General features: G+C 61.3%; 20 protein-coding genes. 5 read left to right on the top strand and 15 right to left on the bottom strand.

From position 1 onward, the window contains the following. Positions 1 to 125: 125 nt before the first annotated feature. From JMA46_RS03740 to JMA46_RS03730, 3 genes are all read left to right on the top strand, one after another. On the top strand, positions 126 to 935 hold the full coding sequence (locus JMA46_RS03740) for a peptidylprolyl isomerase (RefSeq protein WP_207343956.1): 810 nt from the start codon (positions 126 to 128) through the stop codon (positions 933 to 935). Positions 936 to 1,059: 124 nt separating this feature from the next. Beyond that, the gene (locus JMA46_RS03735) at positions 1,060 to 2,565 is read left to right on the top strand and encodes a DUF349 domain-containing protein (RefSeq protein ID WP_207343955.1); all 1,506 of its coding nucleotides are present in this window, start codon (positions 1,060 to 1,062) and stop codon (positions 2,563 to 2,565) included. 106 nt (positions 2,566 to 2,671) lie between these two features. After that, entirely contained in the window at positions 2,672 to 3,262 is a 591-nt protein-coding gene (locus JMA46_RS03730) for a hypothetical protein (RefSeq protein WP_207343954.1), read from the top strand. Between the two features lie 13 nt (positions 3,263 to 3,275). Here the strand turns inward: JMA46_RS03730 and JMA46_RS03725 are convergent, their stop codons facing one another. From JMA46_RS03725 to pdxT, 9 genes are all read right to left on the bottom strand, one after another. Continuing rightward, on the bottom strand, positions 3,276 to 5,588 hold the full coding sequence (locus JMA46_RS03725) for a bifunctional (p)ppGpp synthetase/guanosine-3',5'-bis(diphosphate) 3'-pyrophosphohydrolase (RefSeq protein ID WP_207344041.1): 2,313 nt from the start codon (positions 5,586 to 5,588) through the stop codon (positions 3,276 to 3,278). Between the two features lie 193 nt (positions 5,589 to 5,781). After that, entirely contained in the window at positions 5,782 to 6,786 is a 1,005-nt protein-coding gene (gene secF / locus JMA46_RS03720) for a protein translocase subunit SecF (RefSeq protein ID WP_207343953.1), read from the bottom strand. Then, positions 6,786 to 8,561, bottom strand: coding sequence for a protein translocase subunit SecD (gene secD / locus JMA46_RS03715; protein ID WP_207343952.1), 1,776 nt, complete (start codon positions 8,559 to 8,561; stop codon positions 6,786 to 6,788). The genes secF and secD overlap by 1 nt, the downstream gene beginning before the upstream one ends. A gap of 94 nt (positions 8,562 to 8,655) precedes the next feature. Next, on the bottom strand, positions 8,656 to 9,096 hold the full coding sequence (gene yajC / locus JMA46_RS03710) for a preprotein translocase subunit YajC (RefSeq protein ID WP_348770044.1): 441 nt from the start codon (positions 9,094 to 9,096) through the stop codon (positions 8,656 to 8,658). A gap of 163 nt (positions 9,097 to 9,259) precedes the next feature. Beyond that, positions 9,260 to 10,390: a Holliday junction branch migration DNA helicase RuvB gene (gene ruvB, locus JMA46_RS03705; protein ID WP_247647023.1), complete on the bottom strand. Its 1,131-nt coding sequence runs from the start codon at positions 10,388 to 10,390 to the stop codon at positions 9,260 to 9,262. Between the two features lie 3 nt (positions 10,391 to 10,393). Further along, on the bottom strand, positions 10,394 to 11,026 hold the full coding sequence (gene ruvA, locus JMA46_RS03700; RefSeq protein WP_207343951.1) for a Holliday junction branch migration protein RuvA: 633 nt from the start codon (positions 11,024 to 11,026) through the stop codon (positions 10,394 to 10,396). 73 nt (positions 11,027 to 11,099) lie between these two features. Continuing rightward, the gene (gene ruvC / locus JMA46_RS03695) at positions 11,100 to 11,687 is read right to left on the bottom strand and encodes a crossover junction endodeoxyribonuclease RuvC (protein WP_207344038.1); all 588 of its coding nucleotides are present in this window, start codon (positions 11,685 to 11,687) and stop codon (positions 11,100 to 11,102) included. 19 nt (positions 11,688 to 11,706) lie between these two features. After that, positions 11,707 to 12,462 carry a YebC/PmpR family DNA-binding transcriptional regulator gene (locus tag JMA46_RS03690; RefSeq protein WP_207343950.1) on the bottom strand — a complete coding sequence of 252 codons (756 nt, stop codon included), beginning with the start codon at positions 12,460 to 12,462 and terminating at the stop codon, positions 11,707 to 11,709. 2 nt (positions 12,463 to 12,464) lie between these two features. Continuing rightward, positions 12,465 to 13,151 carry a pyridoxal 5'-phosphate synthase glutaminase subunit PdxT gene (pdxT, locus tag JMA46_RS03685; RefSeq protein WP_207343949.1) on the bottom strand — a complete coding sequence of 229 codons (687 nt, stop codon included), beginning with the start codon at positions 13,149 to 13,151 and terminating at the stop codon, positions 12,465 to 12,467. A gap of 159 nt (positions 13,152 to 13,310) precedes the next feature. Here pdxT and asnB point away from each other — a divergent pair, with 159 nt between their 5' ends. Together asnB and JMA46_RS03675 are read left to right on the top strand one after the other, a co-directional pair. Then, entirely contained in the window at positions 13,311 to 15,995 is a 2,685-nt protein-coding gene (gene asnB / locus JMA46_RS03680; protein WP_207343948.1) for an asparagine synthase (glutamine-hydrolyzing), read from the top strand. Between the two features lie 142 nt (positions 15,996 to 16,137). Continuing rightward, complete coding sequence (locus JMA46_RS03675) at positions 16,138 to 16,890, top strand: GNAT family N-acetyltransferase (protein WP_207343947.1); 753 nt, start codon at positions 16,138 to 16,140, stop codon at positions 16,888 to 16,890. A 123-nt stretch (positions 16,891 to 17,013) separates the two neighbouring features. Here the strand turns inward: JMA46_RS03675 and JMA46_RS03670 are convergent, their stop codons facing one another. The 6 genes from JMA46_RS03670 to JMA46_RS03645 all read right to left on the bottom strand — a co-directional run bounded on the left by JMA46_RS03670 (position 17,014) and on the right by JMA46_RS03645 (position 23,170). Continuing rightward, positions 17,014 to 17,898 (bottom strand): dihydrodipicolinate synthase family protein, encoded by an 885-nt coding sequence (locus tag JMA46_RS03670; RefSeq protein ID WP_207343946.1) that lies wholly within the window; start codon positions 17,896 to 17,898, stop codon positions 17,014 to 17,016. Positions 17,899 to 18,092: 194 nt separating this feature from the next. Beyond that, on the bottom strand, positions 18,093 to 18,995 hold the full coding sequence (pdxS, locus tag JMA46_RS03665; protein WP_207343945.1) for a pyridoxal 5'-phosphate synthase lyase subunit PdxS: 903 nt from the start codon (positions 18,993 to 18,995) through the stop codon (positions 18,093 to 18,095). 118 nt (positions 18,996 to 19,113) lie between these two features. Beyond that, entirely contained in the window at positions 19,114 to 19,740 is a 627-nt protein-coding gene (gene pgsA / locus JMA46_RS03660) for a phosphatidylinositol phosphate synthase (protein ID WP_207343944.1), read from the bottom strand. Then, positions 19,733 to 20,392: an HIT domain-containing protein gene (locus JMA46_RS03655; RefSeq protein WP_207343943.1), complete on the bottom strand. Its 660-nt coding sequence runs from the start codon at positions 20,390 to 20,392 to the stop codon at positions 19,733 to 19,735. Before JMA46_RS03655 ends, pgsA begins: the two co-directional genes overlap by 8 nt. Continuing rightward, positions 20,389 to 22,398: a threonine--tRNA ligase gene (gene thrS / locus JMA46_RS03650; protein ID WP_207343942.1), complete on the bottom strand. Its 2,010-nt coding sequence runs from the start codon at positions 22,396 to 22,398 to the stop codon at positions 20,389 to 20,391. Before thrS ends, JMA46_RS03655 begins: the two co-directional genes overlap by 4 nt. Before the next feature lie 151 nt (positions 22,399 to 22,549). Continuing rightward, on the bottom strand, positions 22,550 to 23,170 hold the full coding sequence (locus tag JMA46_RS03645) for a LysE family transporter (RefSeq protein ID WP_207343941.1): 621 nt from the start codon (positions 23,168 to 23,170) through the stop codon (positions 22,550 to 22,552). Positions 23,171 to 23,214 lie beyond the last annotated feature (44 nt).

Below are 23,214 nucleotides of genomic sequence, written 5' to 3'. Positions count from 1 at the left end.
GGCGTTCCATGGGTAAACTGGCACCGGCTGCCATTTTATAGCTTTGGCGGCCCACCCCCAACCCACCACGCTCGGATACGACTGCGATGGGTGAACATACCGCTCAATTTGAAGGAGAGGCACCCTTGGGCAACAGCAACAAGTCCGGCCGCGAAGCAAAGGCACGCATCGCCCGCATGCAGGCCAACCAGGCACTGCACGAAAAGCAGCTGCAGCGGCGAAAGCGCGACAACCTGATTGCGTTCATTGCGATCGGTGCCGCGTTGGCCGTGGCCATTGTGCTGGCTTTGACGGTGTTCCAACCCAAGGGTGACGACCCGGTCGCCTCCGCTCCGGATGCCTCGGCAGCGGCTTCCGCAGCTCCGGAGGCTTCCTCTGACGCTTCTGCTGCTCCGGCCGAAAGCAACAGCCCTGGCGTCCCCAATGCCGACACGGCCAAGGGCAAGACGTTCACCGGGACGCTGACACTCAACGGCAAGCCGCTGGGCGTCACCCTTGACGGCACCAAGGCCCCGCAGGCCGCTGCCGTGTTCAAGTCGCTCGCGGACAGCAACTTCATGGACGGCAAAACATGTCACCGACTGGCCGACGCGCCCGACTTCGGCGTGTTGCAATGCGGCTCGCTCAAGGGCGACGGCCAGGGCGATCCCAACTACCAGTGGGGCCCTGTCGAGAACACGCCGGCCGACGGCAAGTACCCGGCCGGGACCATTGCCGTGGCCCGAGCAAACACCACCTATAGCAACGGAACCCAGTTCTTCATCACGTTCAAGGACACGGTCCTTCCGCAGGACACCGGCGGCTACACCATCGTGGGAAAGGTCACCAGCGGCCTTGACGAGGTGAGCGCCATTGCCAAGGATGGGATCGAGGGAGGCGCCACCGACGGTGCACCTAACACCAAGGTGACGATAGACTCGTTCAAGCTCAACTAGAGTTCAACAGGCCGTTCCGCAACTGGTCACAACCGTGTCCAGCAAGGAATAGCACCACAGCGGTACTGGCCAGATCTCCTTTGCAACACCTGCCAGCATCCATCTACGCGAAAGATTTTTAGCGGTGACACACAGTCAAGAATCCGACGAAACACTTGCCTCTTCCACAGAGCCGGCCATTGCCGCCCCTGAGGGCACGACGGCGGAAAGCGCCGTCCCGGTGCAGCCTCCCGTCCCAGCGCCCTCACCGGCTTCACCCTCCCCTGCCGCTTTTGCGGCTCGGCCCAAGGCTCCTGCGGCACCTGCCTCCCCAGCGCCTGCCTCCCCTGCGGCTCCCGTGCCGGCTGCTCCTGCGCCGGCTGCGACCACTGCAGTTAACATGGCCGAAGCTGCCAAGTTTGGCCGCGCCGAGGAAGACGGACACGTGTTCTTGCTCCTTGATGGCGAAGAGTTCCCCGTGGGCCAGTACCCGGGCGCGAGCAAGGATGAGGCGCTGGCCTACTTTGCCCGCAAATTCGATGACATCCTTGCCCAGCTGACTCTGCTTGAACAGCGCGTTGAGGCGAAGGCCCCCACCACGGACATGAACAAGAGCGTGGCGCACCTTCGCGAGCAGCTGGGCGAAAAGACCTCCGTGGGCGACGTCAACGCTGCCCTGGCCCGTCTCGCCACCCTTGAAGAGAGCATCCAGGCACTGGCCGCTACCGAGCGCGCAGCGCACGACGCAGCCCGCGCCGTCGAGCTTGCCGCCCGTGAAGCCATTGTGGCCGAAGCTGAAAGCCTCGCCGCCGCGGATCCCGCGACCGTTCAGTGGAAGGTCAGCAGCGCACGCATGAATGACCTGTTCGAGTCATGGAAGCAGGCGCAGAAGTCAGGCATGCGTTTGGGCCGTGCCACGGAGGAAGGGCTGTGGAAGCGCTTCCGCAGCGCACGCACGGTCTTTGACCGCCACCGCCGCGCATACTTCTCCCAGCTCGACAACAACAACACCGTTGCCAAGAGCGCCAAGGAGGCCTTGATCGAGGCTGCCGAGGAACTTGCAACCTCCACCGAGTGGGGTTGGGCCGCCGGCGAATACCGCAACCTGATGGACCAGTGGAAGTCTTCCCCCCGTGCCAGCCGCAAGGATGACGACGCCCTGTGGGCCCGCTTCCGTGGGGCTCAGGACAAGTTCTTCACGGCCAGGCAGGCTGCCAACAATGCCTTGGACGCCGAATTTGGTGCCAACTTGCTCGTCAAGGAAGCACTCATTGTCGAAGCCCAGGCGCTGCTGCCCATCAAGGATCTCAATGCCGCGAAGAAGGCATTGCAGACCATCCGCGACCGTTGGGAAGAAGCCGGCAAGGTTCCCCGCGCCGACATGCAGCGTGTTGAGGGCAGCCTGCGCAAGGTTGAAGATGCTGTGCGTGCAGCTGATGAGGACAACTGGCGCCGTAGCGATCCGGAAGCCAAGGCCCGCACCAGCAGTGCGCTGAGCCAGCTGGAAACCACCATCGCAGGGCTCAAGGAAGACCTCGAGAAGGCCAAGAAGGCCGGGGATGCCCGCAAGGTCACCAAGGCCACCGAGGCCCTTGAAGCACGCGAGCTGTGGCTGGAGCAGATCCAGAAGGCTGCCGCGGACTTCTCCTAGCACCAGGCGAACGTTTAGCTGCTTTTATTGAGGCCTGCGGGCCGGGTTGTCCACAATCCGCCCCGCAGGCCTTTTTCTTGCCCCCGGTCAGGTGCAGTGTGGAACCATGATTGAACTTTCCAGGGCCGCCGCCCAACTGATCGCACCCGGCGCAGCGTTTTCCCTGGCCGAGTTGTGCGCCATGGCTCTTGACGGTGTGGTGTGCCCCGTCATTGGCAACACTTTCCGCCCGGTAACCCTAGCCGACACACCGGAGCTGAGAGCGGGCGCTGTGTCCCACCACGTTCCGGCCAGTCTTGCGCACAGGGCAGTTGTGGCACAATTGTCAGCGGCCTGGGTGTACGGCTGCGCTCCCCCTCCCGAGATATTTTCATTGGTGGTGGACAACGACGGCAACAGTGTCTGCGCACCGCCGTTTTGCGGCTGCAGCATCCGTCAGGTGTACCTGAACGCCCTGGATGTGGTGTCACTGGGATCCGTGCCCATTACCAGCCCGCTGCGCACAGCACAGGATGTGGCCAGGACTGCTGCACTACCAGTGGCTCGGGCCGTTTTGACGTCCATGAGTCGCGACGCCGCTTTGCAATGTCCGCTCGAACACATCAGCCAAGCGTTGGCGGCTGCGGCACATGTGCCCGGGAAACGCAGGGCCCAGGCGCTGCTGCAGGACATGATGGAAGGGCCCTGCGGCCGTTAGGTGCTTGTGGCCTTTAGGCGCGGCGGCGCGAACCCGTGGAGCGGTAGACGTCGAACACGCCGTCAATGCGCCGCACGGAGTTCAGCACATGGTCAAGATACTTGGGGTCGCCCATCTCAAACGCGAACTTGGACACGGCCACGCGGTCACGCGAGGTGTTGACACTTGCCGCCAAAATATTGACGTGGCTTTCGGACAAAACCCGGGTCACGTCGGAGAGCAAGCTCTTGCGATCAAGCGCCTCAACCAGGATCTCGACCAAGAACACCCCTGACTGCGTGGGCGCCCATTCAACTTCAATCAGCTTGTCCGGCTCGTTCTTCAAGTGCAGCAGGTTCACACAGTCCTGGCGGTGCACTGAAATGCCCGACCCCTTAGTGACGAACCCGGCAATCGGATCCGGTGGCACCGGCGTGCAGCACCTGGCCAGCTTCACCAGCACGTCATCAACACCATGAACAATGACGCCTGAGTCGGAGATGCGTGAACGATTGGCGGGGTGGTGCGAGGTGGGCGGTGGCGCCGGCACCGCTTCAATTCCTTCATTGACACCGAGCAAGTCCCGGAGGCGCTCCACAACGGATTGGGCGGAGGTGTGCCCATCCCCCACGGCCGCGTAAAGTCCGGCAATGTCGGTGTAGTGGAAATGCTCGGTGACGGCCAGCAGGGCGTCATGAGTCATCATCTTTTGCAGGGGAAGGTTCTGCTTACGCAAAGCCTTCGTCAGCAGGTCCTTGCCCTTTTCAATGGACTCGTCGCGGCGTTCCTTGGAGAACCACTGCCGGATCTTATTCCTGGCCCGGGCGCTTTTGACAAAGTTCTGCCAGTCTTGGCTGGGGCCGGCCCCTTCCGCCTTATTGGTGAAAACCTCCACGGTGTCGCCATGGGACAACTCGCTGTTCAACGGCACCAACTTGCCGTTCACGCGCGCCCCAATGGTCCGGTTTCCGACCTCAGTGTGCACGGAGTAGGCAAAATCCACCGGAGTGGAGCCTTCCGGCAAGGCAATGACCTTGCCCTTGGGCGTGTATACGTACACTTCCTTGGAGTTCATCTCGTAGCGCAGGGACTCCAAGAACTCATTGGGGTCGCTTGTCTCCTGCTGCCAGTCCACCAAGGTGCGCAACCAGTCCATGTCCTCTTGGACCGTGACGGGGGCTTTGTTCCCGGACTTGTACTTCCAGTGTGCAGCCACGCCGTATTCGGCTCTCTGGTGCATCTCCAGTGTCCGGATTTGAATCTCCACCAGCTTGCCGCCGGGGCCAATTACGGTGGTGTGCAGCGACTGGTACATGTTGAATTTCGGCAGCGCAATGTAGTCCTTGAAGCGACCCACGAGGGGACTCCACAGGGCATGGATCTGCCCCAGTGCTGCGTAACAGTCCCCGACGGTGTCGACAATGACTCGGACCCCAATGAGGTCGTTGATGTCATCAAAGTCTTTGTTGCGCACCACCATTTTCTGGTAAATGGAGTAGTAGTGCTTTGGCCGCCCTGTCACATCCGCTTTGAGCTTGTTGACCCGCATCACTTCCACGATCTCGCGGCGAATGATGCTCAGCTGCTTCTCGCGTTCGGGGGAACGGTCTTGGACCATTCGCACAATTTCTTCATACACCTTGGGGTACAGCGCAGCGAAGGAAAGCTCTTCCAGCTCCCACTTCATGGCGTTCATGCCGAGACGGTGCGCCAGTGGTGCGAAGATGTCGAGGGTTTCTCTGGCCTTTTTGCCCGAGGATGCGGCCGAAACGAATCGCCAAGTGCGTGCGTTGTGGAGCCTGTCTGCCAGCTTAATGACGAGGACGCGGATGTCCTTGGCCATGGCAATGACCATTTTTCGCACGGTTTCAGCCTGGGCGGCCGCACCAAACTCCACCTTGTCCAGCTTCGTGACACCGTCCACGAGCAGCATGATTTCGGTGCCGAACTCGCGTTCAAGCTCATCCAGGGTGTAGGTGGTGTCTTCCACGGTGTCATGCAACAGCGCGGCGGCGAGGGTGCTGCCAGTCATGCCCATTTCAGCCAAGATGGTGGCCACTGCCACGGGGTGCGTAATGTACGGGTCCCCGCTCTTGCGCTTCTGACCCTCGTGATATTTTTCCGCCACGGAGAAGGCCCGTTGGATCAGGTCAAAGTCTTCCTTGGGGTTTCTGGCACGCACAATGCGCAGCATCGGCTCCAGTATGGGTGAGTAGCTTTCCGTGGACCAGCCGGTAAGCCGGGTCAGGCGTGAGCGGGTCCGTTCCCGGCGGCCGGGGAAGGTGGGACGTGGCGATTCTGACTGGAGCTTGCCCTCACCGTCTCCAGAATCGCCGCCGTCATCCATCAATGTCTCGTGCAAGGGCGATTTCTCGTTCACCGCACAACCTCCCTTGGGCACTCACCAGACACCTGCCACCACAGCAGGGCGTGAAACCAGTCTAAGCCGCATGCTACCGAATTTTAACCAAAAAGGCCGGGTTGGCATACCTAGTATGCCAACCCGGCCCTACATCAACCCTTGAGTACGGGCGGAGTTGCTAGCTGACTTCCACAGTTGCAGCACTGCCAGCAGCGCGCCGTTGCTGCACTTTCTTGGCCTGCTTGACGAGTTCAGGCTCGTGCTCTCGCAGCTTCGAGTACATGGGCGCCGCAACGAAGATCGTGGAGAATGTACTGACAATAATGCCGATGAACAAGGCCAGTGACAGGTCGCGCAGCGTACCGGCACCGAGCAGCAAGGCACCGATGAACAAAATTGACCCCACTGGCAGCACGGCTACCATCATGGTGTTGATGGAGCGCACCAGCGTCTGGTTGACGGCCAGGTTCACCTCTTCGGCGAATGTCCGCCGCGTGGATTTGACGATGTCCGAAGTGTTCTCCCTGATCTTGTCAAAGACCACCACCGTGTCATAAAGGGAGTAGCTCAGAATCGTCAGGAAGCCGATAATGGCCGACGGCGTGACCTCGAAGTTGGAGGCTGCGTACACTCCCGCAGTCACCACCATCACAACCAGCAGGCCCACGATTGCCGCGATCGACATGCGCCAGGTGCGGAAGTACAACGCCATCAAGACGGTGGCCAGCAGCACGAACACGATGAAGCCGATAATGGCCTGCCGGGAGACGTCCTGCCCCCAGGTAGGTCCAACGAACGTGGAGGTGATGTGGTCTTCCGTCACCCCGTAAGCTGTCTTCAGTGCGTTCTTAACCGCCAGGGTTTGGTCATCCGTCAGCTTGTCGGTCTGCACCTGCATGGTGTCCCCGGCAATGTTGGTGACTACGGCAACCGTCCCCGGCACCGCTTCAGACACAGCAGTCTGCCCGATGGAAACATCCGTGTGGGCCACCTGGGACACGGTGAACTGTGAACCGCCGCGGAATTCAATACCGAAGTTGAAACCGCCGCCGAGCAGCGGGATCAGGATGGACAGAAGGACCGCGATGCCAGCGATCGAGAACCAGATCTTGCGTTTGCCGACGAACTCGTAGGAGCGTTCGCCCGTGTAAAGTTCATTTCCAAAAGTGGCGAAACTCTTCATTACTTGCTCTCCTTCGAGTCGTCACTTGCGGCGGGTTTTGCAGCATCCGCATTCCGGTTGCCGCTGCCCACCATTTGATGTTCCTTGGCGGCAAGACGGCGTTCGGCGATGGTCTGGCGGCGTTCAGCTTCACCTGCGGCCCTCGCATTCTTGCCCTTGGCCACCTCCAGCGTTTCTTCCGGTGTGCGGAACCGGCCGGCACCTCGGTACAACGGAACTGCGCCCAGCTGGACCGGGTCAAGGCCGGAGAAGGCGTGGCCTTCACCAAAGAACTTGGTCCGTGCCAGCAGTTGCAGGGTCGGGTGCGTGAACATGAAGACCACGATGAGGTCAGCGACGGCGGTCAGGCCCAAGGTGAAGGCAAAGCCCTTTACGCTGCCCACCGAGACGAAGTAGAGCACCAGGGAAGCCAAAATGTTGACCGCCTTGGAGGCCAGGATGGTGCGTTTGGCACGACCCCAACCATTCTCAACTGCTGCAATCAGTCCTCGACCATCACGTAACTCGTCTCTAACGCGTTCAAAGTAAACAATGAACGAGTCAGCAGTCTGGCCAATGGACACAATGATGCCCGCCACACCTGCGAGGGACAGCCTGTAGTTTTCTGCCCAACCCAGCAAGATGATGGCCAGGTACGTCAAGAGACCGGCAATGATGAGGGAGAGGATGGTGACAAAGCCCAGCGCCCGGTACTGGAACAGCGAGTAGATGACCACCAGGCCAAGACCAATCAAACCGGCCATGACACCCATTTCCAGCTGCTGCAGCCCAAGAGTTGCAGAGATCTGGATTTCGCTTTGAATCTCGAAGCTGAGCGGCAGGGAACCAAACTTCAGCTGATCTGCCAACGCCTTTGCACTGGCTTCAGTGAAGTTGCCGGTGATGGAGGACTGGCCGTCGGTGATGGCAGCCAGTGAAGCCGGTGCGGAAATAACACTGTCATCGAGCACAATGGCGAAGCGTGCCTGTGGGTCATTCTCGTTCGCCAGGTACTTGGTGTGCAGACGCTGGGTAACTTCCTTGAACGCGTCGGCGCCCTCGGGCTTTGTCAGTGTCAGCTGAACCGACCACACATTGGTTGTCGCACCCTGCGCACCGGACATCAACCCGTAGCTGGCGGTCTTGATCCACTTGCCGGGAATCTCCACCGGCCCAAGGATGTACTTCACACCGGAATCAGGTTCACAACTGATCAGCGGCTTGGTGGGATCCGAAGTGGTGGGGCGCTCGGTCAGCGGTGGTATGCAACTGGTGGCCTCAAAGCTCTTCATGACGGCAGCGTCAACCCAGTTGGGGTCACTGGCGTTCAGTGGGGCCGCAGTAGGCACCGGCAGCTTGTCGGCAGGAGTCCGGTCCGCCTCTGCAACAGCACCTGAGGGGCCCTGGGTGGCAGCGATGACGGGGCGGAAGTTCATGTTGGCCGAGGCCTTGATGAGATTGCGCTCTTCATCAGTGGGCTTGCCAGGCATGCTGACGACGACGTTGCGCCCGCCCTCAGTGGAGATCTGCGCTTCGGAAACACCGGATCCATCAACGCGCTGGCGAATGATGGACACAGCCTGGTCCAGTTGTTCGGCGGTGATGCTGCCTGCGCCTTCAACCTTGGGCGCCAGAATCATCTGGGTGCCGCCTTCAAGGTCAAGGCCCAGCTTTGGCGCCCAAGTAGCGGCACCGGCGAGTACGCCGCCGGCAACTGCCAAGGTGCATGCAATAATGATCGCCGCAAGCCACAGAAGAGTTCTGCGTGCTGTGGACGTCGGGCCGGTTCGTGCCATCAAGGGATCCTTCTATTGGTCACGGGCGTTGTGAACATGGCTACGCTGCTGCGCCCGGAAAGTTCGTTCGCAGCAGCGGCCAACCCGAATAAGGCTAGTTGTCTTTGTTATGTTCGTTGTTCAGGCGGCGGAGCGTTTCCTCAGTGGTTTCCGCTGACGGCTCGGGCTTGTCCAGACCGAGCGTGAGGGAGGAAGCATCCTCGGGAACGACGGCGTCGAGCTCAGTCGGTTCGATGACCTTGGCCACCGTCTGCTTGTGGACCGTGGCAGTGGTACCTGGGGAAATTTCCATGAGGATCTTGTTTTCATCCTCATCAATGGCCAAAACCTTGCCGAAGAGGCCAAAGTTGGTCATGATCTCCACGCCCGGAGCAAGCTTTGAACGCCGCTCCTCCTGGACTGCCTTGCTCTTCTTTTGCTTGCGGATCATCATGAAGATGAGCACGGCAAACATGGCGAACAAAAGAAGGTTCATGGGGCTCAAAAAGCCTGCCTGCGGGGTGGCGTCGGCGGCCAGAATACTGCTGAAAGACACAGCTGGAGTTCCATTCGTTTAAGTAGTATTGGATGCCTTGGCATGCGGTGAACGTGCCGGGCGTCATACCAGTCTAGAGGGTAAAGCTGAACGCCGGATGATAAAACGCCCAGAATCGCGCACAAATACACACTCTGGCTCCAACTACCGCGGGATGGCGGGCTCAGTTATCGGAATCGTCATCCTCATCGAAGGGCAACATGGCGGCTGCGACGGCGTTGCGCGGCATTTTGAGCCCCAAGTGCTCCCAGGCTGCGGGCATCGCAATGCGGCCGCGAGGGGTTCTTCCCAGCAGTCCCTCACGCACAAGGAAGGGCTCAGCGACAGTTTCCACTGTTTCGCTTTCCTCCCCCACGGCGATGGCGAGGGTGGACAAGCCCACCGGCCCACCGTTGAACTTGTGTACCAGCGCTTCCAGTACGGAACGGTCAAGGCGGTCAAGGCCTTTGGCGTCCACTTCATACATGTCCAGTGCGGCAGAAGCGGTGCGTGCATCGATTGATTCAATCCCATGAACCAGGGCCCAGTCCCGCACCCGCCGCAGTAGGCGGTTGGCTATGCGTGGCGTGCCGCGGGAGCGGCCGGCAATTTCGGAAAACCCGGCGCTGGTCAGTTTTAGATCGAGCATGCCGGCGGAGCGCCGCAACACCAGTTCCAGTTCTCCCACTGAATAAAACTCCAGGTGCCCGGTGAAACCGAATCTGTCCCTCAACGGTCCAGGGAGCAGACCCGCCCGGGTGGTGGCGCCAACAAGGGTGAAGGGTGGCAATTCAAGTGGAATGGCCGTGGCACCGGCACCCTTGCCAACAATGATGTCCACACGGAAATCCTCCATGGCCATGTACAGCATTTCCTCAGCAGGACGCGACATGCGGTGAATTTCATCTAGGAACAGCACCTCACCTTCGGAAAGTGAGGACAGGATGGCTGCCAAGTCTCCTGCATGCTGAATGGCAGGGCCTGAGCTGATGCGCAGCGGGGCGTTCATTTCGGCCGCAATGATCATGGCCAGGGTGGTCTTGCCGAGGCCGGGCGGGCCGGACATGAGCACGTGGTCGGCACAGCGGCCACGAATTCTGGACGCGGCCAGCACCAGCGAAAGCTGTTTGCGTACCCGTTCCTGACCCACGAAGTCGTCAAGATTCTTGGGCCGCAGGGCAGCTTCCAGCTCCCGCTCTTCAGGCTCCACCGCGGGGGCAACCACATCTGCGGCTCCGGGGCGTGCCGGGCCCGTCCCACCACCCAAACTGATTTGCCCGGGCAGAAGGGGCACGGCGTCGTCCATGGCAGCCATGACTTAGTGGACCCTGCTGCCTTGACGCGAGTTATCCTGCCCCAGCCAGCGCAACGTGGCGCGCAGGATCGCAGGAACGTTGGCGGTTTCGGCCAGCTCAGGCTCTGCAGCCACAGCCGCGTCGATGCTCTTCAGTGCATCCCTTTCGTTCCAGCCCAGGCTTGTCATGGCGGCAACGACCTGTTCCTTCCACTCCATGGGAACGGGCTGCGGCGCTGCGGAGACGGCCGCACCGGTGGGGACCAGCTTGCCCTTGAGTTCCAGCACGATGCGTCCTGCCACCTTGGGGCCCACGCCTGGGACCTTGGTGAACGTTTTGCCGTCGCCATCCGCCACCGCGCGGCGGATCGTTTCCGGTTCCAGCAGCGCCAGGATGGCAAGTGCCAGGCGAGCGCCAATGCCGCTGACACTAAGCAGGATTTCAAAAACCTCACGCTCGTCAACATCGGCAAAACCATAAAGCGTCATGGAGTCTTCACGCACGATCATGGTGGTGGTGACAACAGCCTCCTCCCCCATGCGCAGCCCGCCCAGCGTCTTGGGCGTGGCATGGACAAGCATGCCCACCCCGTTGACGTCGATGACGGCCTGGGCCAGCGAAAGCTGGGCCACGGGTCCACGGACAAAACTGATCATTGAAAACTGCTCCTGACAAACACCCTGGATAGCGGAAAACTGCCACCAGTATATCGAACATACGTACTAGCAACTAGTGCCACGCGTTTCCGGGCTTTTCCTTGTTCTTCGTCACCTTCGACTTGGTTTCGGCTGCACGCCACAACTGTTGGGCCGGCGTCGAACTTTCAGAGCCTGCCGAAAAGGCGGCCCCGCTGCGCCACGCATGGGCTATGGCCAAGGCCAAGGCGTCGGCGGCGTCGGCCGGGCGCGGGGGCTCATCCAGCCGCAAAAGCCGGGTGACCATGGCCGTCACAAGTGCCTTGTCGGCGCGGCCGTTGCCCGTGACGGCCGCTTTGACCTCCGAGGGCGTGTGCATGGCGACGGGAATGCCGCGCCGGGCCGCTGCCACCATGACAACCCCGGATACCTGTGCCACACCCATGACAGTACTGAGGTTCGTTTGGGCGAAAACGCGTTCAATGGCCAAAACGTCCGGCTTAAACGCATCCAGCCACTGGTCTACCGCTTCCGCGATGACCAGCAGCCGGGCGTCAAGGGTGAGTTCATGTGAGCTGCCCACTACCCCGACCCCTGCGAGGGTGGCAGTGCGGTTGGGGGCAACGTCCACCACGCCGATGCCGCACCGGGTCAGGCCCGGGTCAACGCCTATGACACGCAGTGACTAGTCCTTGTCACGTCTAGTCCTCTTCGAGGGCTGCGAGGACGTCGGCACCAATGTCGGCATTGGAGTAGATGTTCTGGACGTCGTCAAGGTCTTCCAGCGCATCGTAAAGCTTCATGAACTTGCGCGCGTTGTCCACATCGAGCTCCACTTGCATGGAGGGCACGAAGCCGGCTTCGTCGCTCTCGTACTCGATGCCGGCCTCGGCCAGGGCTGCGCGGATGGCCGGCAGGTCCTGCGGCTCGGAGATGATTTCGAAGCTCTCGCCCTCATCCTTGACCTCTTCGGCGCCGGCGTCCAGGACAGCCATGAGGAGATCGTCCTCGGTGAGCCCGTTCTTGGGCAGGCCGACGATTCCCTTGCGGGTGAACATGTAGGCCACCGAGCCGGGATCCCCCATGTTGCCACCATTGCGGCCTACAGCAAGACGCACTTCAGAGGCCGCACGGTTCTTGTTATCGGTGAGGCACTCGATCAAGATGGCAGAGCCCTGCGGGCCGTAGCCCTCGTACATGATGGTCTGGTAGTCCACGGCTTCGCCGAGCAGGCCGGCACCGCGCTTGATGGCGCGGTCAATGTTGTCCGCCGGAACTGACGTCTTCTTGGCCTTCGTGACGGCCAGCTCAAGGGCCGGGTTGCCGGCCAGGTCGGCACCGCCCCCGCGAGCAGCAACTTCAATGTTCTTGATCAGCTTCGCAAACGACTTCGCGCGGCGGCTGTCAAGAATGGCCTTCTTGTGCTTGGTGGTTGCCCATTTGGAGTGGCCTGACATAGTTACGCTTCTCCTCTAATCATTCGAATAAACAGTTCGTGGATGCGGCGCTCACCCGTCACTTCCGGATGGAAGGAGGTGGCCAGCAAATGCTGCGATCGAACGGCTACCGCACGGACCTCTGCATCGATCCTATCGTTTTGCACAGCTCCGGGCAGTTTCACCGACGCAAGTACCTCCACTTCGGGGCCAACACGTTCAACCCACGGGGCACGGATGAACACTGCATGCAGCGGCGATTCCAGTTCCCCCGCCGGAGCGAGGCCGTGAAAGTCGAGTTCCGTTTCAAAGGAGTCGACTTGGCGGCCAAAGGCATTGCGCCGGACGGTAATATCCAGCCCGCCCAACGTTTGTTGCGGGTACCCGGCCTGGTCCGTGGCGGGGTCGGCGATCTCCTTTGCCAGCATGATCATGCCGGCGCAACTGCCATAGACGGGCATTCCGGCGGCGATGCGTTCCATCAGCGGCTCGCGCATGCCGAAAATGCGGCTGAGCTTATCCATGGTGGTGGACTCTCCACCCGGGATGACAAGGCCATCCACGCTGGCAAGTTCACTGGGACGCCGCACGGCAATGACACGGGCGCCGCATTCCTCCAGCGCCCTGGCGTGTTCGCGGACGTCGCCTTGAAGCGCCAGCACACCAATGAGAGGTCCGGATGAGGTAGGGGAAGTGGAGTCAAAAGTCACTGCTCAATCATAGTTGGGCGCAATCTCACACTGATAACTTCGTTTACGCGCCGTGTGGGGTGAGGCACGAGAGCCCCGCAAGCAAGTAGCATTGTCGGCAGGACTGCCCACTACAGAGTTGGCTGGCCTGATGTTCTACAGAGACGAGGAACTTACAGTATGTGCGGAATCGCCGGTTACTACGGTTATGGGGAAGACGAATCCCTATTGCAGCAGATGAATGCGTGCATGGTGCACCGCGGCCCCGATGGTGAGGGCCTCTACTCGCATGGCAACGTAGGCCTGGCACACCGCCGCCTCTCCATCATTGACGTGGCCCATGGCCAGGAGCCCATGTTCAGCGCAGACGGCGAGACCGTTCTGGTCTACAACGGCGAGGTGTACAACTACCTTGACCTGCGCGCCGAACTTGAGGCATTGGGCCGTTCCTTCACCACGGCCTCGGACACTGAGGTGGTGCTGCAGTCCTACGAGGAGTGGGGCGACGCTGCTTTCGATAAGTTCAACGGCATGTTTGGCTTGGCCATCCACGACCGCAAGAACAACCGACTTGTGCTGGCGCGCGACCACTTCGGCATCAAGCCGCTGTACTACGCCACGGCAGGCACCACCGAGGCTCCGACACTGCTCTTTGGTTCGGAAATCAAGCCGCTGTTGGCCGCCAACAAGATTGAAAAGGGCGTCAACGAGCGCATTCTGTTCCGCTACCTGCAGTTCAGAATCCACGACGACGAGCCCAGCACATTCTTTGCCGGCGTGCACAAGCTCATGCCGGGGGAAAAGCTTGTCCTGAATACTGTTGATTCCGAAGCCGGTCCGGCCGGGACAGCGGCCATCAGCAGCTACACCCGGTTCAAGGAAGAACTGGCCGAGCTGGCCAAGATCGAAACCCCATACTCCCAGGCCGTCATTGACGAATACCGGGAGCGTTTCACCGAAGGTGTCCGCCTGCGTCTGCAGTCTGAAGTACCGGTGGGGACGGCGCTGTCAGGCGGACTGGACTCGTCCGCCGTCGTGGTTACCATCAACAAGCTCATGGCCGAGAATGCCGCCGCGACGGACTCGCTGGGCGCCAAGCAGCAGACGTTCTCGGCGATCTTCCCGAACTCGATCAACGATGAGGAAAAGTACGCCGACGCCGTGCTGGCCCGTTGCGAAGGCAAGGTCATCAGCCACAAGATCCTGCCGCAGCCGGGTGAATTTGTGGAAGATCTGGAAGATTTTGTGCGCACCATGGAGGAGCCCATCATCTCCTCCGGTCCGTACGCCCAGTATCAGGTCATGCGCGAGGCTTCCAAGCACGTTACGGTGCTGCTGGACGGCCAGGGCGCCGATGAGATGATGGCCGGCTACATCCCCTACTACTTTGCGTACCTTCGCCAGTTGAAGAAGAACGGCCAAAACGCCAAGCTGGCCAAGGAACTGCTCTCCAGCTCCGACATCCTGTACCGTCTGGCACGTTTCCGGATCCAGGGCAAGCTCACGCTGAAGAAGGAAATCGGCATATCGCAGCTGTTGAACAAGAAGTTCACGGCGAAGTACAAGTCCGAGAAGTTCGCCAACATCCCGGACAACTTGAAGCTGCGCCTCATTGACGACCTGTTCCACAAGTCGCTGCCGGCGGTGCTGCGCTACGAGGACAAGAACACCATGCGCTTCTCGCTGGAAGGACGCGTGCCCTTCCTCGACAAGGAAGTGGTGAAGTTCCTGTTCAGTTTGGACGACGAATCCATCATCAAGGGTGGCTGGAACAAGCGCATCCTGCGGGATGCGACGCGCGAGCTGCTGCCGGACATGATCAGCAACCGCCGCAACAAGATCGGCTTCACCACCCCCGAGGCCGAGTGGTTCGGTCACATGAAGGAAAAGATCTACGAGATCTTCCTCTCCAGCTCCTTTGGCGCCCGCCCGTACTGGAACCAGGACGCCGTCATCTACGCCTTTGAGGAACTGCTCAGCGGCAAGAGCTCCGGCTCCACCATGGTGTTCTGGCGCCTGATCAACACCGAGCTGTGGCTGCGCGAATTCTTTGACGAGCCCGAAGTCAAGGCTGGCATCGAGGGCAAGAGCGACTACATCCCCAACGCGGACAAGGCGCTGGACATCACCGTGCCGTCAGCGGCTGGCACGTTCCGCCGCTACCCGCTGCGCACGGAGGTTTTCTACAAGGAAACCGACTTTGACCCTGCCGTCATGACGTACGTCCAGCGATACTTTGACGGACTCCCGACGGCGGGCGGGGACCACGGCGCAGCGACGGCGGACACCCCCTGGTACTTGTTTGTGTCGGAAAAGATCGTGGCCATGACCCAGGGCCGTTCAATCCCGGTGTGGGACATCAAGGTCTCGAATTCCGCGCGCATCTTCAGCAAGTTCGTCACCCGTAACCCCGGCGGCATTGGCCTGGCCAGTCCCTGGTCAATGCAGCTGGCCCTTGACGAAGTGGGCCTGCCCAGGATCATGTACGCCTCGGCGCGTTCGGTCGTCGGCAAGCTCCAGGGCAAGTCGGGCGTGTTTTACGAGGTGGTGGGCCATAACATCAACGCGATCGACGGCGCGGCTGGCTACCAGGTGGGCACCTCCACCCACTCGGTGAAGTACGCACCCATTGACCCCGACGGCGTGGCGGCCCGGCTCAGTGCCATGGTCCGCGCCAACGTGCCGACCGAGTTCGCTGCGACGTTTGCCGGAACCGCCATCATGGACGCCAACGACCTCGGTGTCGTGGCACTGGGCCATGACACCGACTTGTCCAAATCGGTTCTGGAGGATATTTTCCGTGACAACCCGCAGGGGCAGACCACGGAAACCACCCCCATGTCACTGGTCTTCAAGCAAAAATAGCTACCTGCGCAGGCGCGATCTCGGCCCCCGCCCGTTCACGGGGCCGTATCGCGCCTGACGGCTTTAACCAGCCGCAGCCAACTTTCCACGTGTATTCAGCACTAGTTATCCAGCCAACCCATTTACAAACGGAAGAATCATCATGGTCACCCTTGCCGACTGCCAACGCACACAGCACGCCTGGTTCAGGGCACTGGCGGAGGCGACAGGCGGACGATCGTTTTCCACCCACAAGATGGACTGGGTCTGGCTGCCGGAGACACGCGAAATGCTGTGCATGTTTCCCACCGACATCAATGCAACGGGCCTGGAGCCCGTCCTAGCGGAGGCCGAACGCCGTGGTGCTACCGCCGTGGGCATCTGGATGAGTGCAGCCATCCGGAAGAGCATCCTGCCGCAGTATGGCTTTGAACTTGGCTGGCAGCCATGGTGGATGACACGTTCCCTCGACCTGGATTCAGTGCCCGGTGGCAGCCAAGCCCACGACGACCGCGTCAGCGTCACAGCCGTGGTCCCCGATCAGGTCTGGCTGGCCACCGCACGCAGCCCCGACCAAGAGGGCACGGCTCCGGAAGGCACCGCTCAGGAGGGACAAGGACAGCAGGGAGATCCCTCGGCGAGCGAGCAGGAGTGGGCCGGGCGCGGCTATGCGTATATGCCGCCGGAACAGGGCACCAAGCACCTGGCCGGGATCTTTGACATGGTGGTGGCTCCTGAACATCGCCGCAAGGGCATGGGCACTGCCATGCTCAACCAGCTCTCCGAGGCCGCGTTCAACGCCGGGGCCGAACACCTGCTGCTCAATGCCACCCCCGACGGTCAGCAGCTGTACAAGAAGCGCGGCTTCGAACTCATCGGCAAGGGCCAAACCTGGTGGTTCCACCCAACGCAGTAAAGCCCCGCCCACCCCACCGACGCTCCTGCACTTTCCGGGCATCTTACCGTGACACTCCAGCACGTTTCGGCCCACATTGAGCAGGGCTCCTGCACGCGGATTAGTTCGCGGTACGTACTTCACTCAGGTCAGGTGCGGCTTCCATGTCATTCTTCGTGGCGTGAGCGAAAGGACCCCGCGGCCCCGCGGTCTCCGTACCCAGAATCGTAGCCACGCGTGCAGAGCACCGATAGATGACGGTACGGCGCCCAGTGCGCCGGCTATTCTCCTCAAGCGTTCCAAACTGGGACCTTGAGGATTGCCGGACTGGGCATCTCGCCAAACCCGCACATAGTCAACAGGCAACAATGCAGCTAACCCTGTCTGCCATGCGTCAGATTCCGGCAGCGTCGAGAGAAGTTGCACGTCTGCGCTGAGTCCAATCGAAAATGCGTCGCCCACGGAATCCCGATATATTTGAATCCTCCCGACAACATCGTCGCGACGCATGCATTCCTTCACGGCTACCAGAGGGGCAGTCTCCGCCAACACACCCAAAGTCTCGGCAGTCACGTCATATTGCGTCTGCAGCGGTTTGTTGTAGAAACAGAGCGGGAGGTTGGTAATATCGGCTACCTGAACAAAAAGTGCCCGAACTTCCTTGTCGGACAACGGCAGGTAGGAAAACGGAGACAGCAAGAGTCCGGCGGCTCCTGCCTGCTCAGCATCCTTGGCCAGATGTACCACTTCGCGGGTGGAAGCGGCGCTGATGGCTGAATACACCGGAATCTTGGCGACACTGGGCAAGCCCAATTGCGCCAGAGTTTCAACAGCAGCCTCCGTCACAGCACGACGCTCCCACCGATCAAACACCACACCGGCGCCAGAGGTAACAAGAACAGTCACCCCGGACACCCCTGCCCCAGCCGCTTCACGCACCAGGCGCGCCAAGGCACCAAAGTCATGTTCGTCGTCGTGCGTTAGTGGCGTGACGGGATAGGCGAGAAGGTCGGTGAAAGCCTGTGGCATGGTCAGGATCATAGAGTGAGGAAGCGTTCGGTGGAAAACCCCGGAAGGTGCGCGAGGGTCAGGGCGGGGAGGCCGGAAGGTGCAGGAGCGTCGGTAGGACGACGGCGGCACCCGGCGCACGCGTTCAAACGCGCCCCGGGTGCCGCTACCAATTGCTGCCGGTTTACTGCCGGCGTTGTTAATGTTCCTGCTTGCTACCAGCCGCGCTCGGCCAGGCGGTGCGGTTCCGGGATGTCAGCGACGTTGATGCCCACCATGGCCTCACCCAAACCGCGAGAGACGTCCGCAATGACCTTGGGGTCGTCGAAGAACGTGGTGGCCTTGACCACGGCTGCCGCGCGCTGGGCGGGGTTGCCGGACTTGAAGATCCCGGAGCCGACGAAAACGCCGTCGGCCCCAAGCTGCATCATCATGGCGGCGTCGGCCGGGGTGGCGATGCCGCCTGCCGTGAACAGCACCACGGGGAGCTTGCCGGAGGCGGCAACCTCCTTGACCAACTCGTACGGGGCGGCCAGTTCCTTGGCGGCAACGTAGAGCTCGTCCTTGGGCAGGGCCGCCAACTGCGCGATCTGTGTGCGGATCTTGCGCATGTGCCCTGTGGCGTTGGAGACGTCGCCAGTGCCTGCTTCACCCTTGGAGCGGATCATGGCGGCACCTTCGTTGATGCGGCGCAGGGCCTCCCCCAAGTTGGTGGCGCCACAGACGAAGGGAACCTTGAAATTCCACTTGTCGATGTGGTGCTCGTAGTCGGCCGGAGTCAGGACCTCGGACTCGTCCACGTAGTCGACACCCAAGGACTCAAGGACCTGGGCTTCGACGAAGTGCCCAATGCGGGCCTTGGCCATGACGGGGATGGACACGGCGGCGATGATGGCGTCGATCATGTCCGGGTCGCTGGCGCGGGATACGCCACCCTGGGCGCGGATGTCGGCTGGAACGCGTTCCAAGGCCATGACGGCCACGGCGCCGGCGTCTTCGGCAATCTTCGCCTGTTCAACGTTGACGACGTCCATGATGACGCCGCCCTTGAGCATGTCCGCCATGCCTCGCTTGACGCGGCTGCTGCCGGTTACCGGTGTTACATCGGGTGTAGACACAAAAACCCCTCTGGAAGGAACGATATTTTCTAAGCCCGTAAACGTGATGTCTCACACGGGTATCGCCATTCTAATCCGGGGTGGCAGTGGCCAAAAAACAGGTGTTACTGCCCGTCTTCTACTGCCCCTGCGTGAGGTTGGCGTCGTGGGCTTGGCGGCGCACAGTACCAATGCGCTGGAACACGGTCACCAGGCTGGCCAGTGCGAGCAGCACAAGTACGACGGCGAGCACGGCTTCCGGGATGCCCAGACCTACCAGCCCGGTCGCCACCAGCACCACCACAAGCCTGTCGGAGCGCTCAGCAATGCCCACGTTAGCCGTCATTCCCAGACCTTCGGCACGTGCCTTGGCATAGGAGACAATGGAGCCCAACACCAAGCAGGTCAGTGCCATGGCCGCAATGAAGTGGTTGTTGCCGCCGGTGTAGAACCATACAACAATACCGGCGAACACGGCGCCGTCACCCACCCGGTCAAGGGTGGAGTCCAGGAAGGCCCCCCACCTGCCGGAGCGCCCCAGCATCCGGGCCATGAGCCCGTCGATGATGTCGGAGAAGACGAAGACGGTGATGACCACCGTGCCCCAAAACAACTGACCGAGGGGGTATCCGATCAAGGCACCTGCCGCCACACCGAGCGTGCCGATGATCGTGACGGCGTCCGGTGAAACCTTCAGCCGCACCAGCAGTGCGGCTACGGGGGTGAAGATGGCGGCAAAGAGCGCGCGGGCGTACTTGTTAAGCATCGGGCTCCCCCTGTATAGGGGCCTGCGCTGTAGGGGCCTGCGCTGCCGTCGTGCCTGCAGGCATGTCCGCCGCCGTCGTGCCTGAACTCGCGTTTGCCCAGGCTGCGGACACCTGTTCGCGGACGTCGCCCAGTGTCTGCGTGATGGCTTTGGTGCCGGCGATGATGGGCATGAAGTTTCCGTCCCCACCCCACCGGGGCACAATGTGCTGGTGCAGGTGCGCGGCAATGCCAGCCCCACCCGTGACACCCTGATTCATGCCCAGGTTGAAGCCGGAAGGGTTCGCTACCTGGCGCAACACACGCATGGCCTGCTGGGACAGCGCGGCAAACTCGGCCGTTTCAGCCACCGTCAAGTCGCTGTAGTCGGGCACGTGCCGGTAGGGACACACCAGTAAATGGCCTGGGTTGTACGGGTACAGGTTCAGGACAACGTAGGCCAATTCGCCGCGGCGGACAATCAGGGACTCTTCGTCACTGCGCCCGGGCGCTTCGCAAAACGGACAGTTATGCTTGCCTGAGAATTGGTCCTGGCCACCCTTGACATAGGCGAGCCGGTGGGGCGTCCAGAGTCGTTGGAAGGCATCTGGAACCCCCGGGAGTTCAAAGTCATCGACTGAAACAGGCTTGGGCGCCCCACCAAATTCACTCACGCCGTGCGGTTCCTAACTGCCTCAACAATGCGGGCCACCGCGTCATCGACGGCCACGCCGTTGTCCTGGCTGCCGTCGCGGAAGCGGAAGGACACTGCGTTCGCGTCGGCGTCGTCCCCGCCGGCGATCAGCACAAACGGGACCTTGTCCTTGCTGGCCGTGCGGATCTTCTTCGGGAAGCGGTCGCTTGAAATATCCACCTCGGCACGGATGCCAGCCTGCTTCAGCTTGGCGACGACGTCGAACATGTAGTCATTGAACGCCTCCGCCACCGGGATGGCCACCACCTGCACGGGTGAGAGCCATGCCGGGAACGCGCCCGCGTAGTGCTCGGTCAGTACACCCATGAAGCGCTCCACCGAGCCAAACAGGGCGCGGTGGATCATGACGGGGCGCTGGCGGGTGCCGTCCGCTGCCTGGTATTCAAGCTCGAAGCGTTCGGGCAGGTTGAAGTCCAGCTGGATGGTGGACATCTGCCAGGTGCGTCCCAGCGCATCCTTGGCCTGCACGGAGATCTTCGGGCCGTAGAACGCGGCTCCGCCCGGGTCTGAAACGAGTTCCAGTCCCGACGCCTCGGCCACCTCGGCCAGGGTTTGGGTGGCTTCCTCCCAGACGGCGTCATCGCCGACAAACTTTTCCGGATCCTTGGTGGAGAGCTCCAGGTAGAAGTCATCCAGGCCGTAGTCCTTGAGCAGGGACAGCACAAAGTTTAGCGTTTCGGTGAGCTCATCCTTCATCTGCTCCTTGGTGCAGTAGATGTGCGCGTCGTCCTGTGTCATGCCGCGAACGCGGGTGAGGCCGTGGACCACACCCGACTTTTCGTAGCGGTAGACGGACCCGAATTCAAAGAGACGCAGCGGCAGTTCACGGTAGGAGCGTCCGCGCGAACGGAAGATCAGGTTGTGCATGGGGCAGTTCATCGGTTTGAGGTAGTAGTCCTGGCCGGGCTTGCGCACCGTGCCGTCTTCATTGAGCTCCGCGTCCACGTGCATGGGCGGGAACATGCCGTCCTTGTACCAGTCAAGGTGGCCGGAAACCTCATACAGGTTGGCCTTGGTGATGTGCGGGGTATAGACGAACTCGTAGCCGGCCTCGACGTGCCGCTTGCGGGAGTAGTCTTCCATCTCTTTGCGGATGATGCCGCCCTTGGGGTGGAAAACCGGCAGGCCGGAGCCCAGCTCGTCGGGGAAGGAGAACAGATCAAGCTCGACGCCGAGCTTGCGGTGGTCGCGGCGCTCAGCTTCTGCGATGCGCTCCTGGTAGGCCTTCAGGGCATCCTTGGTGGGCCACGCCGTGCCGTAGATGCGCTGCAGCTGCTGGTTGTTCTGGTTGCCCAGCCAGTACGCGGCGGAGGTGCGGGTCAGGGCGAAGGCGTTGGAGATCAGCTTCGTGTTTTGCAGGTGCGGGCCGCGGCACAGATCGCACCAGAGAAGGTCCCCGGATTTGCGGTCCACGTTGTCATAGATGGTGATCTCCCCTGCACCGACCTCAACATTCACGCCTTCGCCGGCGGAGTCTGCCTCGGATGCCTTGCCCAGCAGTTCCAGCTTGTAGGGTTCGTTGGCCATGGCTTCGCGAGCCTGGTCCTCGGTAACGACGCGGCGGGCGAACTTTTGGTTCTGGTTGACGATCTTGAGCATCATCTTCTCAAGGACCTTCAGATCCTCAGGCGTGAAGGGCTCAGCCACATCGAAGTCAAAGTAGAAGCCGTCGGTGATGTACGGGCCGATCCCGAGCTTCGCGTCGGGGCGCAGTTGCTGCACGGCCTGGGCCATGACGTGAGCGGTGGAGTGGCGCAGCACGTCCAGTCCATCGGGGGAATCGATGGTGACAGGCTCGACGGCGGCACCGGCCTCAAGCACGGCCGAAAGGTCCTTCAAGACCCCGTCCACGCGCATGACAACAACGTCGCGGCGTTCAAAGAAAAGTTCCGCACCAGTGGTGCCTGTGGCCACCGCGGTCTCGTTACCCTCGACCTTGATGGTGACTTGTGAATCCACTGGCACGTCTTACTCCTTGATTTGTCCTGTGCGGCCCCATGTCCAAGCAACATACGGGGGTTGCTGTGGGCCTCTTTGATGGTATCTGCTCTGCACGGGCCCCTCCAACACGGGCCCCTTCAGCACAGTCAGCACGGTCAGCTTGGTTAAGGGCGGGTCAGGCCCGTGTGGCCACCGCAATGCCCAGAGCCGTCATGACCACCGCAGTCAGCGCATCCATGACCTGCCAGGCCCGCGGGCGGGCGAAGATGGGGCGCAGCAAAGCGGCCCCGTACCCCAGGGAGATGAACCACAGCGCGCTCGCTCCGATGGTCCCCACCCCGAGGCCCCAGCGCAGTTCGCCATGGACGCTGGCCAGGGATCCAAGCAAAAGCACGTCAAAGTACACGTTTGGGTTGAGCCAGGTAGCAGCCAGGATCCCGGCCAGTGCCATTCGTCGTGTTGAGTTTGCTCCTGTGCTGAATGGCAGCGCTGTTCCCATACGCAACGTTCTCTTTGCTGTCAGGGCCGCATAGGCCAGCAGGTATCCGGCCCCGCCGACCTTTGCCACTGTGGCTGCCGCCGGCATTGCTTGTACCATTTCGCCGACCCCTGCAACACCGGTCCAGATAAGAACTACGTCGCTGAACAAACACACCAAAATGACCATGCCAACGTATTCGCCGCGAATTCCTTCACGCAACACAAGGGCGTTCTGCACGCCAATGGCAACGATCAACACCAGTCCGGTGCCCAATCCGGCAAAGGCTGCGGCAAGGAATTCCGACGTGGGTGTCATGGCAGCTTCCGTGGGATCGTGGCGGATCTGCCCGTTGCAGGGCC

This window comes from Arthrobacter sp. E3 (assembly GCF_017353415.1).
Lineage (GTDB): Bacteria > Actinomycetota > Actinomycetes > Actinomycetales > Micrococcaceae > Specibacter.
The sequence above is the reverse complement of the archived record's forward strand: the minus strand, read 5'-3'. Positions and strand labels throughout refer to the sequence as shown.

Coding starts and splice junctions, on each gene's coding strand:
- secF (WP_207343953.1), bottom strand. CDS start 6,786: ATGAAGAGTTTCGCCACTTTTGGAAATGAACTTTACACGGGCGAACGC.
- ruvA (WP_207343951.1), bottom strand. CDS start 11,026: ATGATCAGTTTTGTCCGTGGACCCGTGGCCCAGCTTTCGCTGGCCCAG.
- JMA46_RS03645 (WP_207343941.1), bottom strand. CDS start 23,170: ATGACACCCACGTCGGAATTCCTTGCCGCAGCCTTTGCCGGATTGGGC.
- pgsA (WP_207343944.1), bottom strand. CDS start 19,740: ATGCTTAACAAGTACGCCCGCGCGCTCTTTGCCGCCATCTTCACCCCC.
- ruvB (WP_247647023.1), bottom strand. CDS start 10,390: ATGGCTGCCATGGACGACGCCGTGCCCCTTCTGCCCGGGCAAATCAGT.
- secD (WP_207343952.1), bottom strand. CDS start 8,561: ATGGCACGAACCGGCCCGACGTCCACAGCACGCAGAACTCTTCTGTGG.
- JMA46_RS03725 (WP_207344041.1), bottom strand. CDS start 5,588: ATGGATGACGGCGGCGATTCTGGAGACGGTGAGGGCAAGCTCCAGTCA.
- JMA46_RS03730 (WP_207343954.1), top strand. CDS start 2,672: ATGATTGAACTTTCCAGGGCCGCCGCCCAACTGATCGCACCCGGCGCA.
- JMA46_RS03690 (WP_207343950.1), bottom strand. CDS start 12,462: ATGTCAGGCCACTCCAAATGGGCAACCACCAAGCACAAGAAGGCCATT.
- asnB (WP_207343948.1), top strand. CDS start 13,311: ATGTGCGGAATCGCCGGTTACTACGGTTATGGGGAAGACGAATCCCTA.
- JMA46_RS03675 (WP_207343947.1), top strand. CDS start 16,138: ATGGTCACCCTTGCCGACTGCCAACGCACACAGCACGCCTGGTTCAGG.
- JMA46_RS03670 (WP_207343946.1), bottom strand. CDS start 17,898: ATGCCACAGGCTTTCACCGACCTTCTCGCCTATCCCGTCACGCCACTA.